General features: G+C 67.1%; 13 protein-coding genes. 11 read left to right on the forward strand and 2 right to left on the reverse strand.

The window, feature by feature from the left end; all coding sequences use genetic code 11:
* Window positions 1-39: 39 nt before the first annotated feature.
* The 3 genes from U5775_RS10460 to U5775_RS10470 all read left to right on the forward strand — a co-directional run bounded on the left by U5775_RS10460 (window position 40) and on the right by U5775_RS10470 (window position 3,558).
* Window positions 40-1,515 carry a PLP-dependent aminotransferase family protein gene (locus U5775_RS10460; RefSeq protein WP_322058061.1) on the forward strand — a complete coding sequence of 492 codons (1,476 nt, stop codon included), beginning with the start codon at window positions 40-42 and terminating at the stop codon, window positions 1,513-1,515.
* Between the two features lie 276 nt (window positions 1,516-1,791).
* Window positions 1,792-2,688: a fructose bisphosphate aldolase gene (locus tag U5775_RS10465; protein WP_322058062.1), complete on the forward strand. Its 897-nt coding sequence runs from the start codon at window positions 1,792-1,794 to the stop codon at window positions 2,686-2,688.
* Between the two features lie 126 nt (window positions 2,689-2,814).
* Window positions 2,815-3,558, forward strand: coding sequence for a transglycosylase SLT domain-containing protein (locus U5775_RS10470; RefSeq protein WP_322058063.1), 744 nt, complete (start codon window positions 2,815-2,817; stop codon window positions 3,556-3,558).
* Between the two features lie 230 nt (window positions 3,559-3,788).
* On the opposite strand, the gene U5775_RS10475 is transcribed toward U5775_RS10470, so the two are convergent.
* Window positions 3,789-4,856 (reverse strand): ProQ/FINO family protein, encoded by a 1,068-nt coding sequence (locus U5775_RS10475; protein ID WP_322058064.1) that lies wholly within the window; start codon window positions 4,854-4,856, stop codon window positions 3,789-3,791.
* 301 nt (window positions 4,857-5,157) lie between these two features.
* Here U5775_RS10475 and U5775_RS10480 point away from each other — a divergent pair, with 301 nt between their 5' ends.
* Complete coding sequence (locus tag U5775_RS10480) at window positions 5,158-5,943, forward strand: SDR family oxidoreductase (RefSeq protein WP_322058065.1); 786 nt, start codon at window positions 5,158-5,160, stop codon at window positions 5,941-5,943.
* 169 nt (window positions 5,944-6,112) lie between these two features.
* Here the strand turns inward: U5775_RS10480 and opgC are convergent, their stop codons facing one another.
* The gene (opgC, locus tag U5775_RS10485) at window positions 6,113-7,201 is read right to left on the reverse strand and encodes an OpgC domain-containing protein (protein ID WP_322058066.1); all 1,089 of its coding nucleotides are present in this window, start codon (window positions 7,199-7,201) and stop codon (window positions 6,113-6,115) included.
* A 450-nt stretch (window positions 7,202-7,651) separates the two neighbouring features.
* Here opgC and U5775_RS10490 point away from each other — a divergent pair, with 450 nt between their 5' ends.
* The 7 genes from U5775_RS10490 (at window position 7,652) to U5775_RS10520 (ending at window position 15,698) form a co-directional block, all read left to right on the forward strand.
* Entirely contained in the window at window positions 7,652-10,024 is a 2,373-nt protein-coding gene (locus U5775_RS10490) for a bifunctional salicylyl-CoA 5-hydroxylase/oxidoreductase (protein ID WP_322058067.1), read from the forward strand.
* On the forward strand, window positions 10,021-10,806 hold the full coding sequence (locus U5775_RS10495) for an SDR family oxidoreductase (protein ID WP_322058068.1): 786 nt from the start codon (window positions 10,021-10,023) through the stop codon (window positions 10,804-10,806). The genes U5775_RS10490 and U5775_RS10495 overlap by 4 nt, the downstream gene beginning before the upstream one ends.
* A complete protein-coding gene (locus tag U5775_RS10500) occupies window positions 10,803-11,381 on the forward strand; it encodes a MarR family transcriptional regulator (RefSeq protein ID WP_322058069.1) in 579 nt (192 codons plus the stop codon). Before U5775_RS10495 ends, U5775_RS10500 begins: the two co-directional genes overlap by 4 nt.
* A 57-nt stretch (window positions 11,382-11,438) precedes the next feature.
* Window positions 11,439-12,296, forward strand: coding sequence for an enoyl-CoA hydratase family protein (locus tag U5775_RS10505; RefSeq protein WP_322058070.1), 858 nt, complete (start codon window positions 11,439-11,441; stop codon window positions 12,294-12,296).
* A 4-nt stretch (window positions 12,297-12,300) separates the two neighbouring features.
* Window positions 12,301-13,512, forward strand: coding sequence for an acyl-CoA dehydrogenase family protein (locus U5775_RS10510; RefSeq protein WP_322058071.1), 1,212 nt, complete (start codon window positions 12,301-12,303; stop codon window positions 13,510-13,512).
* A gap of 65 nt (window positions 13,513-13,577) precedes the next feature.
* Window positions 13,578-13,994 (forward strand): RidA family protein, encoded by a 417-nt coding sequence (locus U5775_RS10515; RefSeq protein ID WP_322058072.1) that lies wholly within the window; start codon window positions 13,578-13,580, stop codon window positions 13,992-13,994.
* Between the two features lie 69 nt (window positions 13,995-14,063).
* On the forward strand, window positions 14,064-15,698 hold the full coding sequence (locus U5775_RS10520; protein ID WP_322058073.1) for an AMP-binding protein: 1,635 nt from the start codon (window positions 14,064-14,066) through the stop codon (window positions 15,696-15,698).
* The last annotated feature ends 204 nt before the right edge of the window (window positions 15,699-15,902 follow it).

The following is a 15,902-nucleotide window of genomic DNA, read 5'->3' on the forward strand; positions in this document are numbered from 1 at the left end:
CATGCTAGAGTAAGACATCATGCATACATGCGCGACAAAATGACGCGAAATAACCCGATCGATCCCGACAACGATGCCGCGGCTTCCTGGACCCCGGTCTGGGCTGCGGCGCTCCAGGGCGGCAGCGGTCCGCGCTATCTACGGCTCGTCGACTTCATCGAGCGCGCCGTGGCCGAAGGCACGCTGGCGCCGGGCGAGCGAGCACCCGCGCAGCGCGCGCTCGCGGCGCTCCTCGGCGTGGATCTCACCACGGTTACGCGCGGCTTCAACGAGGCGCGGCGGCGCGGGCTGATCGAGGCGCGCGGACCGCTCGGCACCTTCATCGCGGCGCCGCGCGCGGAACTCGAGCGGCGCGTGGACCTGAGCATGAACATCCCGCCGCCGGCCGGCATCGACACCGACGCGCTGCTGCGCGAAGGCCTCTCGCGCCTGTTGCTGCGCAGCGATGCCGATTTGCTGATGACCTATCACATCGGCGGCGGCAGCGCGGCCGATTGCGCGGCGGGCGCGAAATGGCTGGAGCCGATGCTGGGCAAAATCGACCCCGCGCGGATGGCCGTATGCCCCGGCGCGCAGGCGGCGCTGGCCGCGCTGATCCTCGCGTTCACGGAGCCCGGCGACGTGGTGTTGAGCGAGCCGCTCGTCTATCCGGGGCTGCCGCACGCGGTCGCGCAACTGGGGCGCCGCCTCGAAACCGTGGCGACGGACGCCGACGGCATGCTGCCCGACGCGCTCGAAGCCGCCTGTCGTCTGAACAGTCAGAACGGTCTGAACAGTCAGGGCGGTCAGGGCGGCCTGCATGGCGCGCGCCTGTTGTACCTGAACCCCACGCTGCAGAATCCCACCGCCACGACCATGCCGGAAACGCGTCGGCGCGCGATCCTGAAGGTGGCGGCGCGCTGCGGCCTGCGCATCGTCGAAGACGATCCTTACTGGCGCTTCGCACCCGATGCGCCCCCGCCGCTCGCGCGTCTCGCGCCGGCCCAGGTCTGCTACCTCTCCACGCTTTCGAAAACGCTCTCGCCGGGCCTGCGCACCGCGTTTCTTGCGTTGCCCGACGCGGCGTCGCACGCGCGCGTGCTGAGCGCGCTGCGCACGTTCTCGCTCATGGCCGCGCCGCTCACGAACGCGCTGGCGCTGCAATGGATCGAAGACGGCACGGCCGCGCACATCTTCGCAGGCGTGCGCGCCGAGGCCCAGGCCCGTCAGCGCATGGCGGCGCAGACGCTCGGCCCGGCGGCCGGCGAGAACGCGGGCATCCACCTCTGGTACGCGCTGCCGAGCTACTGGCAGGCACGCGAGCTCGCGGCGGCCGCGAGCACCGAAGGCCTCGCCGTGGCGCCGTCCACGGCATTCGAGCAAACCACGAGCATGGGCACGGCCAGGAGCACGGCGAACGCGATCCGCATCTCGCTGGGCGCGACCGCCGAGCGCGCGCGCCTGCAGGCCGCGCTGCGGCGGCTTTCCGCGCTGCTCGCGAGCGACCGGTCGGCGCCCGCGCAAGTGCTCGTCTGATCGTCCGATTCACCCCGGCTCGGCTCGCGGTACGCATGCACGCCGAGCTTCCGATGGCGCTCCCGGTCGGGCTTGCGCGCGGGCTGGCATCGCGTTTGCTTTCCTTCCAGCCGGACGCGCTGGACGCACGAGGGACGGTTGACGCACACATCGGCCGAGACGCTGTCACGTCGCGCCAGTACACTCACCGGATCGGATGCGGCCCGCAGGCGGTCTCGCCACCGGGCCCCACGTCACCGCGCCGCGCGCCGGCGCTTTTTTTCGGGAGGTTTGAAAATGGCCAACGACACGATGCTGCAGCAGATGCGCGAGAAGCCGGGGTTCATCGCCGCGCTCGACCAGAGTGGCGGCTCGACGCCTGGCGCGCTGCGGCAATACGGCATCCCGGAGAGCGAATATAGCGGCGATGCCGAGATGTTCCGGCTCATGCACGAAATGCGCGTGCGCATCATCAGCGCGCCGGCTTTCACGGGCGCGAAGGTGATCGGCGCGATTCTCTTCGAGCAGACCATGGACGGCCAGGCGCACGGCAAGCCCGTGCCCGCGTTCCTTTGGGAAGAGCGCGGCGTGGTGCCCTTCCTCAAGGTCGACAAGGGTCTGGAAGCCGAGGCCGACGGCGTGCGGCTCATGAAGCCGATGCCCGGTCTCGACGCGCTGCTCGAGCGCGCGGGGAAAGCCGGCATCTTCGGCACCAAGATGCGTTCGGTGATCGAGCACGCGTCGCCCGCGGGCATCGCGGCCATCGCGAAGCAGCAGTTCGAGGTGGGCGAGCAGATTGGCGCGCACGGGCTCGTGCCGATTCTCGAACCCGAGGTGTCGATCAAGGCGCCGGACAAGGGGGCGGCCGAGGCGCTGCTGCGCGACGAGCTCATCAAGGGCCTCGACGCCCTGCCCGCTTCGCGCAACGTCATGATCAAGCTGACGATCCCCGACACGCCCGACTTCTACCAGCCGCTCATCGATCACCCGCGCGTCGTGCGCGTGGTCGCGCTCTCGGGCGGCTACACGCGCAGCGACGCCTGCAAGCGGCTGGCGGCCAATCACGGCATGATCGCGAGCTTCTCGCGCGCGCTCATCAACGACCTCACGCGGTCGATGAGCGACGCCGAATTCGACGCCGCGCTCGCCGCGAGCATCGACGAAATCTACAAGGCTTCCGTCGACAAAGTCTGAGCACGGTCAGAGCGAAGCGCATTGAGATGGACAGCCGGGTCACGCCCCGGCTGTCTTGTTTTGTGGCCGGTTATACTGTGCGCCTTTCATTCGCTCACCTGTTGTTTGCTCACGAAAGGACCGGCCATGAGGCGGTTACTCTGCCTGCTCGTCATGCTGCCCGGCCTCGTGCAATACGCGGCGGCCCAGCAGCCTCCGGGAGACGACAAGAAGCTCCCCACTTACCTGAGCCAGAAGTTCGGACTGGCAAAGGAAAAGGCTGCCCTGATCTCGCAGGCCGTCACCACGGCCGCCGAGAAATACTCGCTGCCGCCCGCCGTGCTCCTCGCCATCATCTCGATCGAATCGCGCTTTCGCGAGAAGGCCCACGGCGCGAACAATGCGACCGGGCTCATGCAGGTCGTGCCTTCGGCGCACCGGAATTTGCTGCGCGACGGGAAGGACCTCACGGACCCCGAGGTCAATATCGAGGTGGGCTCGTCGATTCTCTACGGCTACAAGCGCGCGGCCGGCGGCGATCTCGATGCGGCGATGAAGAATTACGGCGGGTCGAAAGCCTATGCGGAAAAGATCCGCACGCGCGCCGCCGAATTCAGCCGCGTGCTGGACGCGGCAAGCGTGCCGCAAGCGGACGGCGCCAGGACAGATGCGCCCGCAACGTTTAGCGGCGCGTTCTCGGCGCGCATGAGCGGCGACGTTGCCGCGAGCGACTCGTCAGCGGCTTCCGGCACGGCGGCGCCTGGCAGCGCGGCGTCGGCTGTGCAAACTTCCGCGCAGGCTATGCAGTCGGCATCCGCCGCGGGCACCGATGCGTCGGCCATGCGCGGCGTGCTCGAGTCGCGCAACAACGCTCGCTCGCGCGAACGCTAGACGGGGCTGTTACGCGTCTGTGTCGGTCAGTCGGCCAGTCGTTCGCTCGGGATAATCGTCCAGCGGCGGCAATACCGGGCGAGTCGGCGGATTAGCCCGGCGTCGGCCCGATCTTCCGGATTGGGATGGCCGGCGCAGCACGACAACCATCGCAGCGTAAATGCTCCACCAATGAAAACGGCCGGCGCGGCTCATTCGCCGCGCCGGCCGCGCCTTTCACGATGCGTTGCTCAGCCTTGGGCGGCCGGTGCTGCGTCGTCGTTGCCAGGTGCCTCGCCGGGTGCGGCAGAGGCGTGCTCCGTCGCCGGCTGTTCCTGCTGTTCCGGCGCGGCCGCAGCCTGCTCCACGGACTGCGCAGCGGCAGCGGGGTCTTGCGTGGGCGCGGGCGCCGTCGCAGCGTCAGCCGCCACGGGCGCGGCTGACGGCTCGGCTGCCGTCGCCTGCCCAGCCTTGCCGGCTTCCTGCTCCTTGGCGCGCGCCTCGGCCTTCGCCTTCTGGTGCGCGAGCGCCGCCTTGGCGCGGCCCACGTGCGAGGGCTCGATGCCCGGCCCTTCCGAGGTGCTGCCGTCGAGTTCGTAGCGCGAGCCGCCTTCGGCCACGCGCTCGTGATAGCGCGGATGATTCACATGGCGCTTGAGCACGGCGACGATCAGCGTGCGCTCGTAATCAGGATGGCGCGCGACGAGGTCCTCGACCACGCCGATCTTCAGCGGCAAACGCTCGCGGAACGCCGGATAGTGCTTCGCAAATACGTTCCAGACCGAGTTGAGCTGGCGATTGCGCTCGATGCGGGCCTTTTCGGCCTCGCTCAGATTGGCCATCGACTGCTGCGGGCGCGCCGGGCGCTGGCGCTGTGCGCCGCGCTCGCCATCGCGCGGGCCGCGCGACGGACGCCCCTGCTGGCCGCGGGCCTCGTGACGCTTCTCTCCCGCCTTGCCCGCCTCGGCGCCCTCACCACCGGGCTTGCCCGGCGCCTGGCCGCGCGGGGGACGCGCGCGCGAATGCGCCTCGTCCGCACCGCCGGGACGAGGGCCTTTGGAACCTTGGGGAGCATTCGGGCCCTTAGGGCTGTTAGCGCCCTTGTGGCCGGGCGCGCCCTGGGCGCGCCGCTGCCCTTGAGCCCCCTTCTGTGGCCCGGTCTTTGCGCCCGCCTTGGTCTGTTTGGGCGCGTGCCGGCCTTGCGGCGACTGCGCCTGCTCTTCGGGAGGCTGCTCGGTACCCAGGCCCATGCTCTTCTTGATTTCCAGAAGCCCGTCTTTGAAGCTCAGGGTACGTCGTTGTTGCGATGCGGCTTTCACGTCCAGATCTCTTCCTTATTGGATCGGACGCTATGATACAGAATTCGCGCGGCGTGTTTTTATCCCGACACGAGAGGCACCTTTTTCCGGGCAGGCGGCACGGGTTCCAGGCACGACATAATTCGTCGGTTTAAAGCCGGAATTACGCTCCTCCCGGCGCCTCGATCGGCCCGGAATTGCCCTTTGACTAGCGTGGTAGCGCCCCTGCCGCCGTCGCCGGTTCCCGCGCTGCAATGCCCCATTTTTCATCAGCCGACGCCCGCGCCCACGCGCGCGCATCGTGCGCCTTTTCTTTCAGATCATGACCGCAACCACCGCAACGCCCACCCCGATTCGCGCCATCGTGACCGGCCATTCCCGCGGACTCGGCGCCGCCCTCGCCGAATTGCTGCTGGAGCGCGAGGTCGACGTTCTCGGCCTCGGCCGCAGCGCGCACCCCACGCTGGCTACGCGCGAGCGTTCGCTGTCCGCCGCGCGATTCACGGAAACCGCGCTCGACCTGGCCGATCCGGCCGCGCTCGAGCGCTGGCTCGCGAGCGGCGCGCTGCGCCAATTCGCGCAAGGCGCGCAGTGCGTGCTGCTGTTCAACAACGCGGGCACGGTCGATCCGATCGCGCCGCTCGGCGGCCAGGACGCCAGCGCGATCGCACGCGCGGTCACGCTCAACGTCGCGGCGCCGCTGATGCTCGCCAACGCGCTCGCCTCGGACGAAGCGTCGGGCCACACGCAGGATCGCCGCATCGTGCACATTTCGAGCGGCGCGGCGCGCAACGCCTATGCGGGTTGGAGCATCTACTGCGCGACCAAGGCCGCGCTAGATCATCACGCGCGCGCCGTGGCGCTCGATGCGCCGCCCGCGGTGCGCATCTGCAGCGTCGCCCCGGGCGTAGTGGACACCGGCATGCAGGCCACCATACGCGCGACCGGCGCCGACAAATTTCCGCTGCGCGAGCGCTTCGAGCAGTTGAAGGAAACCGGCCAGTTGGCCTCGCCGGAGCAGGCGGCCCGGCAACTGATCGATTACGCGTTGAGCGACACGTTCGGCGCAACGCCAACGTCCGACGTGCGAGAACTCGCGCCGCGCTGAGGGACGGCTCCCGCATAAGCTCACCAGGCGTGCCAGCCGCTTTGCGCGCGCATTGAATTCGAGCCGTTGTTTTCCCTATGTTTAGCAGGCATCTGGCACACATGGTGTAGCCAGATGCGCCAGCGCTCCCGCAAACACTCACCTATGCGGGCGGGCGCACACGAATCGTTCACGTGAGCGCAACGCGCGGCCGCTCCGCTTTCCATCGTCTCGCGCCGCCGGCCAGCATCAGTAATGCGCCGATCGCGAGCAGATCGCCCGCGAGACGCGCCGGCAAGAAAGCGCTCGCGTGGGCGGCGCGCAGCAGCGTATCGATCGTATTCGACGCGAGCGCGCCGCCCACGAAGCACACGAGCCCCTGCTGCCCCACCGTGACGACGCCCGGCAGGCGCCGCGCGAGCCAACCGATCCAGCCGAGACGCACCGCTTGCGCAGCGAGCCAGGCCACCGCGGCAAAGCTCACGATGCGCAGGCTCGCGAGGTTCTGCTTCATATAGCCCGGCTGCGGGTCGACTTCGACGAAGAGCCGCACGAACGCGAACAAGGCGACAAGCGTACATGCGAGCACCGTCAGCGTGCGGCCGAGCCGCGAGACCTGAAAGGCCTCCGAGACCGGATAGAGCCGGCACAGCAGGCCGAGCAGGAACATGGCCTGCCACGCGAACGGATTGAACGGCCAGTTTGTTCCCGGCGCGGCCGGCAGATAGCGCACGAGCCAGCAGCCCCCGAGCCAGATGCCGAAGCTGCCCAGCAGCACGAGGTCGGGAGAGCGCCGCGCGAGCGGCATGACCAGGGGCAGCGCGAGCACGAGAACCACATAGAGTGGCAGGACGCCGGCCAGATAGGGCTGGTCGCGAAAGACCGCGATATTGCCGAGCATCGTGAACGGATGCGCGACGAAGCGCAGAAAGCCCGAATCCGCGACGAGCGGCGAATCCACGCGCAGCGCCACGGCGGCCGCACCGGAAAGCAGCATCAGCGCCGCCGCGCACAAATAGGCGGCGTAAATTTCACGTCCGCGCCGCCAGAAGCGCTGATTGGCGGCAGCGGCGCCCTTCCTCGCGGCGATCGCGAGCCAGCTCGCCGCCGCCACGTAGCCGCTGACGAAGACGAATACCTCGGCCGAATCGCAATACGCAAAGGTGTGCAGCATGCCATGCGAAAGCACACTGGAAGGCATGTGATCGAGGGCGATCGCAATCAGCGCGAAACCACGGAAAAAGTCGATTTCGATCGATCGCTTCGGCGTCTGACTCATCAATCAATACTCCCGTTCGGGTCGGGTTATGGGGTGGAGGAAACGGCCGGATCGTGCGCGCGGCGGCCCGACGAAACTGGCACGGCACTTTCATCAGGATTACTGAGCGTATGCATAGCGCGGCGTGGCGTTTGTCGCTCGAAAGGGCTTCGTAATGACTCGGCGCCTTCACTTCAAAACCATGCGAATTCAATGCCAGCTCGAAGCACGGTTCTCCACCTGCATCGCCTCCAGCATCTCACACTCCGCGCCCCGCCCGCAGTTTCTACGTCAGACGGAAAGACGCGCGTAAGCATCGCGCGCGCGGCCCCGGTGGGTTGACGCCCGCATCGGCGGCAGGTTCCCCTTTTTCTCGCCCGCGCCAGGGCTTTCCCGCCCCAACCTGAAATTACTTGACACCTAAAGTAAATAAAACTACATTGACCTTGCAGATTGAACAAGGGAGCGAGCATGCGCATTGTTTGCATCGGTGGCGGGCCAGCCGGGTTGTACTTCGGCCTCTTGATGAAGCGGCGTCACCCGGACTACGAGATCACGGTGATCGAACGAAACCGCCCATACGACACGTTCGGCTGGGGCGTGGTGTTTTCCGACCAGACGCTGGGCAACCTGCGCGCGGCTGATCCGGAAAGCGCCGACGAAATCCTCGACGCGTTCAATCACTGGGACGACATCGAGATCCATTTCCGCGGGCGCTCGGTTCGCTCGTCGGGCCACGGCTTTTGCGGCATCGGCCGCAAGCGCTTGCTGAACATCCTGCAGGCGCGCTGCGAGCAGCTTGGCGTGAAGCTCGTGTTCGAGACCCAGATGAGCGACGACGACGTGCAAAACGCCGACCTCATCATCGCCAGCGACGGCCTGAACAGCGCGATCCGCCAGAAGTACGCGGCCACCTATCAGCCCGACATCGACATGCGCGATTGCCGCTTCGTGTGGCTCGGCACCTCGAAGCTGTTCGACGCCTTCACGTTCGCGTTCGAGCAAACCGGATTCGGCTGGTTCCAGGCGCACGCCTATCGCTTCGACGACAACACCTCGACGTTCATCGTCGAAACGCCCGAGCACGTCTGGAAGGCTGCCGGCCTCGACGAAATGAGCAAGGAAGACAGCATCGCGTTCTGCGAGAAGCTGTTCGCGCGCTATCTCGACGGCCATGCGTTGCGCTCGAACGCGTCGCATCTGCGCGGCTCGTCGCAATGGATTCGTTTCCCGCGCGTCGTGAACCGCGAGTGGGTGCACTGGAAAACCGCTGCGGACGGCAAGCAGACGCCGGTCGTGCTGATGGGCGACGCGGCCCACACCGCGCACTTCTCGATCGGCTCGGGCACCAAGCTCGCGCTCGAAGACGCCATCGAGCTCGCCAACAGCATGGATACGCATCCGGGCGATCTGCACGCCGCGCTTCATCACTACACGAGCGTGCGCAGCGTCGACGTGCTGCGCATCCAGAACGCCGCGCGCAACTCGACGGAATGGTTCGAGCACGTGGACCGCTATGCGCAGTTCGAGCCCGAGCAGTTCGCCTACTCGCTGCTCACGCGCTCGCAGCGCATCTCGCACGAGAACCTGCGCGAACGCGATGCGCATTATCTGGGCGGCTTCGAGTCGTGGCTCGCCGAACGCGCGGGAACGGCCACGAATGCCGGCCAGCGCGCCGCGCCGCCGATGTTCACGCCGTACACGGTGCGCGGCGTCACGCTCAAGAATCGCGTAGTGGTCTCGCCGATGGCGCAATACTCCGCACATGACGGCGTGGCCGGCGACTATCACCTGATGCATCTGGGCGCGCGCGCGATGGGCGGCGCGGCGCTCGTGATGACCGAGATGACCTGCGTGTCGCCCGAAGCGCGCATCACGCCGGCCTGCCCCGGCATGTACGCGCCCGAGCATCTCACGGCCTGGAAGCGCATCGTGGATTTCGTTCATTCGCACTCCGATGCGAAGATCGGCATCCAGATTGGCCACTCGGGCGCCAAGGGCTCGACGCGCGTCGCATGGGAAGGCATCGACCAACCGCTCGACGACGGCAACTGGCCGCTCGTTTCCGCTTCGCCGCAGCAGTATCTGCGCGGTGTGAGCCAGTGGTCGCACGCGGCGAGCGCCGACGAGCTGCGCGAAATCGAGGCGCAATTCGTGCGCTCCACGCAGATGTCGGCCGAGGCCGGTTTCGATTGGCTCGAGTTGCACTGCGCGCACGGCTATCTGCTCTCGAGCTTCCTCTCGCCGCTCACGAACCAGCGCACCGACGAATATGGCGGCTCGCTCGAGAACCGCCTGCGCTTCCCGATGCAGGTGTTCCATGCGATCCGCGCCGTGTGGCCCGAAGACAAGCCGATCTCCGTGCGTATTTCCGCGCACGACTGGGTCGAAGGCGGCATCACGCCCGACGACGCTGTGCAGATCGCGCGCGCCTTCAAGGCAGCGGGCGCCGACATGATCGACGTTTCGTCGGGCCAGGTGAGCAAGGAAGAAAAGCCCGTGTACGGTCGCATGTTCCAGACGCCGTTCGCCGACCGCATCCGCAACGAAGCCGGCATCGCGACGATCGCTGTGGGCGCGATCTCGGAGGCCGATCACGTGAACGGCATCATCGCGGCGGGCCGCGCCGACCTCTGCGCCGTGGCGCGTCCGCATCTCGCGAATCCGTCGTGGACGCTCAACGAGGCCGCGAAGATCGGCTACTTCGACGTGAAGTGGCCGAGCCAGTACACGGCCGCGAAGACCCAGCTCGAGCGCAACATCGAGCGCGAGCGCGCGGCGGCCGCCGCAGCCGCGGGCCTCTCCCCGCTCGAACGCGCGCAACGCGCGGAAGGCACGGTGTGAGCATGAGCGACGCTACGCTTAAAGACCGGCACGCCGTCGTCACTGGCGGCGGCAGCGGCATCGGCGCGGCGACGGCCGTCGCGCTGCTGCATGCGGGCGCGCGCGTCACGCTGATGGGCCGCGACGCGGCCAAGCTCGAAACGCAACGGACCGCGCTCGGCGGCAGCGAGCGCATCGCCTGCGTGAGCGTCGACGTGACCGACGAAGACGCCGTGAACGCCGCGTTCGCACGCGCCGCCGAGGGTCTGGGCGCCATCGACATCCTCGTGAACAACGCGGGCCAGGCCACTGCCGCGCCGTTTGCGCAGACCGATCTCGCGCTCTGGAAGCGCATGCTGGAAGTGAACCTCACGGGCGTGTTCCTCTGCACGCGCGCCGTGATTCCCGCGATGCTCGCGCGCAAGAGCGGGCGCATCGTCAACGTGGCGAGCACGGCGGGCCAGGTGGGCTATCCCTACGTGGCCGCGTATTGCGCCTCGAAGCACGGCGTGATCGGCATGACGCGCGCGCTCGCGCTAGAAGTGGCCACCCAGGGCGTCACGGTGAACGCGGTCTGCCCCGGCTATACGGAAACGGAACTGTTGCAGGCTTCGCTCGATCAGATCACGCGCAAGACCTCGCGCAGCGAGGCCGAGGCGCGTAGCCTCCTCGTGCGCCACAACCCGCAGCAGCGCTTCGTGCAGCCGGAGGAAGTCGCCAACGCGGTGCTGTGGCTCTGTGCGCCCGGGTCGTCCGCGATCACTGGGCAATCGATATCCGTTTCCGGTGGAGAGATCACATGACATCGCCCGTGCTGAAAGACAAAGCGGATAAGGCAGACAAGGCGCGCAAGACGCCTGCCGCGAAGACGGCGCGCAAGGGCGTGGCCCAGCCCGCCGGGAACGTCGTCGACATGGAGATGAGCACCGGCGCCGATAGCCATATGGGCCTGCGCCTCTGGCTGCGTCTGCTCACCACGACGAACCTCGTGCAGGCCGAGCTGCGCCGCCGCCTGCGCACCGAGTTCGATACCACGCTGCCCCGCTTCGACTTGATGGCGCAGCTCGAGCGTCATCCCGAAGGACTCCGGATGACCGAGCTTTCGCGCCGCCTGATGGTCACGGGCGGCAACGTCACCGGCATCACCGATCAGCTCGAAAAAGAAGGCCTCGTCGTGCGCGACGCGGACCCCGAGGACCGCCGCTCGATCGCCGTGCGCCTCACGCCCGAGGGCCGCGCCGCGTTCGACCGCATGGCGGCCGCTCACGAGCAATGGGTGGTGGAGATGTTCGGCGGCCTCTCGCTCGACGAGAAGTCGAAGATGCACGAGCGCCTCGGCAAGCTCAAGCAACATCTGCGTGACAGCCTCGAAGGCTGAAAGCGCGCGGACCGGAAAAACAAGCAGTACGAAGCAGATCTCAGGAAGGAGAAGACCTTGACGACAGAACGCTCCAGCGCAGACGCGCTCTTCGCGGGCAACCGTGTGACGCTGGCCGGCTACGAGGCGAAGCACTTCGGCTGGTCGGTCGAGGACCGCGTCGCGACGATCACGCTCAACCGCCCCGAGCGCAAGAACCCGCTCACGTTCGAATCGTATGCGGAGCTGCGCGACCTGTTCCGTCAACTCGCCTACGCAACCGACGTGAAGACCGTCGTGCTGCACGGCGCGGGCGAGAACTTCTGCTCGGGCGGCGACGTGCACGACATCATCGCGCCGCTCATCGACCTGCCGATGCCCGAGCTGCTGATGTTCACGCGCATGACCGGCGATCTCGTGAAAGCCATGCGCCATTGTCCGCAGCCGATCATCGCCGCCGTTGACGGCGTTTGCGCAGGCGCGGGCGCCATTCTCGCGATGGCCTCCGACATGCGCTACGCCACCGCGCGCAGCAAGCTCGCGTTCCTGTTCACGCGTGTGGGCCTCGCGGGCTGCGATATGGGCGCGTGCGCAATCCTGCCGCGCATCATCGGCCAGGGCCGTGCAGCCGAGCTGCTCTACACGGGGCGCTCCGCAAGCGGCGAGGAAGGTCACGCATGGGGCTTCTACAACCGTCTGTGCGAACCCGAGGCGCTGCTCGCCGAGGCACAGAAGCTCGCCGCCGATCTCGCCGCGGGCCCGACCTTCGCGCACGGCATCACGAAGACGATGCTGCACCAGGAATGGACCATGAGCATCGACGAAGCGATCGAATCGGAAGCGCAGGCGCAGGCGATCTGCATGGCGACGCGCGACTTCGGCCGCGCCTATGAAGCGTTCGCGGCAAAGACGCGTCCGGTTTTTCAGGGAGACTAAGCAAGTGAACAAGCAACTGGGCGCACCGGCTGAAAACGCGCTGCACGACGCGCTCGCATGGCCGTTCTTTGAAGACCATCACCGCGCGCTCGCGACGGACATCGAGGCATGGGCGCGCGAGCATCTCGCACATGTGCCGCACGATGACGTCGACGAAACCTGCCGCGCGCTCGTGCGCAAGCTCGGCGCCGCGGGCTGGCTGCGCTACGGCGTGGGCGGTACCGCCTACGGCGGCCACGGCGACACCATCGACACGCGCGCCGTGTGTCTGCTGCGCGAAACGCTCGCGAAGCACGCGGGCCTCGCCGACTTCGCACTCGCGATGCAAGGCCTGGGCTCGGGCGCGATCTCGCTCGCGGGCAACGACGCGCAGAAGTCGCGCTACCTGCCGCGCGTCGCGAAGGGTGAAGCGATCGCCGCGTTCGCGCTCTCCGAGCCGAACGCCGGTTCCGACGTCGCCGCGATGGCGCTGGCCGCACGCTCCGAGGGCGACGACTACGTGCTCGACGGCGAGAAGACGTGGATTTCGAACGGCGGCATTGCCGACTTCTATGTGGTCTTCGCGCGCACCGGCGAGGCGCCGGGTTCGCGCGGCATCAGCGCATTCGTCGTGGATGCCGACACGCCGGGGCTCGAAATTGCCGAGCGTATCGACGTGATCGCGCCGCATCCGCTTGCGCGCCTGCGTTTCACCGGCCTGCGCGTGAAGCAGAGCCAGATGCTGGGCGCGCCCGGCGAAGGCTTCAAGATCGCCATGCGCACGCTCGACATCTTCCGCACCTCGGTGGCCGCCGCGTCGCTCGGCTTCGCGCGCCGTGCCATGGCCGAAGGGCTCGCGCGCGCCGCGTCGCGCCAGATGTTCAACCAGACGCTCGGCGATTTCCAGTTGACCCAGGCGAAGCTCGCGCAGATGGCGCTCACCATCGACAGCAGCGCCCTGCTCGTCTATCGCGCCGCCTGGCTGCGCGACCAGGGCGTGAGCGTCACGCGCGAAGCGGCCATGGCGAAGTGGCATGCGAGCGAAGGCGCGCAGCAGGTGATCGACGCGGCCGTGCAGCTCTGGGGCGGCATGGGCGTGCAAAGCGGCAACATCGTGGAGTCGCTCTATCGCGAGATTCGCTCGCTGCGCATTTATGAAGGCGCGACCGAGGTCCAGCAATTGATCGTCGGACGCGACCTGCTCAAGGCATACCACGCGGAACATCCCGCGGTGTGAGCGTTTTGTTCGCCACACCGCTCAATGTACGCAAACTCGAACCCAACCCCGGACGCGAGACATTTATGAAAAAAGCCCTTCTTCCCGCAGGCTGGGTCAAGCCGCGCGGTTATGCCAACGGCGTCGCCGCCGTGGGCACCCAGGTCTACATTGCCGGCCAGATCGGCTGGGACGAGAACGCGCGCTTCACGAGCCGCGAGTTCGGCGCGCAGGCCGTGCAGGCGCTGCGCAACATCGTCGCCGTGCTCGAAGCGGCGGGCGGCAAGCCCGAGCACCTGGTGCGCCTGACCTGGTACGTCACCGATAAAAAGGAGTACCTGGCATCGCTAAAGGAGATTGGCGCGGCGTTCCGCGAACTGATAGGCGACTACGACATCGCCATGAGCGCCGTTCAGGTGGTCGCGCTCGTGGAGGACGAGGCGAAAGTGGAAATCGAGGCCACGGCCGTGATTCCCGACGACGCCCGCTTGTCGAATCAATAAGCGACGCCCAGACCGCGCCCCATCAGCAGAACACCACAAGAGACTGTTCACAGCCAAGCCGGAGACACCATGCAACCGACCGCACACGTCGATACCTTTGCACGCGATCACCTGCCGCCCGAAGCGCAGTGGCCCGTGCTGCTTCTCGACAATCCCGACGTCGCCTACCCGGCGCGTCTGAACTGCGCGGCCGAGTTGCTGGACCGTGCCATCGAGGCCGGGCATGGCGAGCGCCCGGCCATCTGGTCCGAAGTCGACGGCCAGCCGCAGGCGACCACGTATGTGCAATTGCGCGAACTCGTGGACCGCAGCGCCCACGTGCTGGTGGAGGACATGGGCCTGAAGCCCGGCAATCGCGTGCTGCTGCGTGGGCCCAATACGCTGCAGATGGCCGTCGCGTTGCTGGCCTCGTTGAAGGCGGGGCTCGTGGTCGTGCCGACCATGCCGTTGTTGCGCGCAAAGGAGCTCAAGCAGATCGTCGACAAGGCGTGCGTGAGCGCGGCGCTTTGCGACGTGCGCCTGGCCGACGAGCTCGCGCGCTGCACGACGCCCGGCGACGAGTTCTTCTGCGCCGACCTCAAGCAGGTGCGCTACTTCCACGACGATGCGCCCGAGAGCCTCGAGGGTCTCGCCGCGAGCAAGCCCGCCACCTTCACCGCGTGCGATACGGCCAGCGACGACGTCTGCCTGATCGCATTCACGAGCGGCACGACGGGCACCCCGAAGGGCTGCATGCAGTTCCATCGCGACGTGATCGCGATGTGCGACCTGTTCCCGCGCCACGTGCTCAAACCCACGGCCGACGACGTGTTTTGCGGCACGCCGCCGCTCGCGTTCACGTTCGGGCTGGGTGGCCTGCTCTGCTTCCCGTTGCGCGTGGGCGCATCGACAGTGCTGATCGAAAAACTCACGCCCGCGCTGCTGCTGCAGACCATCGAGCGTTTTCGCGCGACGACCGTGTTCACGGCGCCCACCTTCTACCGGCAGATGGCGCCGCTCGCGAAGGACGCCGACATTTCGAGCCTGCGCAACACGGTATCGGCCGGCGAGGCGCTGCCGCAGGCCACGCGCGACCTGTGGCGCGACGCGACGGGCATCGAGATGATCGACGGCATCGGCGGCACGGAGATGATCCACATCTTCATTTCCTCGTCGGGCGACGTGCGGCCCGGCTCGATCGGCCGCGCAGTGCCGGGTTATGTCGTGCAGGCGCTCGACGATGCGATGCAGCCGGTGCCGCCCGGCGTGACCGGAAATCTCGCGGTTCGTGGACCGACCGGCTGCCGCTATCTGGCCGACGAGAGGCAGATGAAGTTCGTGCGCGACGGCTGGAACCTGCCCGGCGACGCCGTCACCATCGATGCCGACGGCTATGTGTTCTACCAGGCGCGCGCCGACGACATGATCGTCTCGTCGGGCTACAACATCGCGGGGCCGGAGGTCGAGACCGTGCTGATGCAGCACCCCGCCGTGGCGGAATGTGGCGTGACGGGTGTGCCCGATGAGTTGCGTGGGCAGGTGGTGAAGGCTTTCGTCGTGCTGCGGCCGGGCTTCGAGGGCGGCGATGCCATGGTGGCCGAGCTGCAGAACTTCGTGAAGAACGCGGTGGCGGCTTATAAGTACCCGCGCCTGATCGCGTTTATCGATGCGCTGCCGAGAACCGAGACCGGCAAGCTCAAGCGCTCGGCATTGAAGACGATGTGACTGGCTGAGTTGTGAAGTTCGATAGGGGGCGATGCGTTTTGTGAGCGCATCGCCCCTTTGTTTTCCTGGTTTCCGATCTTAAACGCTATTTTTCATGAGTAATACAACGTAAACCGATTGAAATTACACGATTGTCGGCTTTTAATTTGACATTATCCGTATAATGTCTTTATCCATGTTGGGGCGGCCGCAAAAAAAAGCGGT

The sequence above is a fragment of the Paraburkholderia sp. J63 genome (assembly GCF_905220245.1).
Taxonomy (GTDB): Bacteria; Pseudomonadota; Gammaproteobacteria; order Burkholderiales; family Burkholderiaceae; genus Paraburkholderia.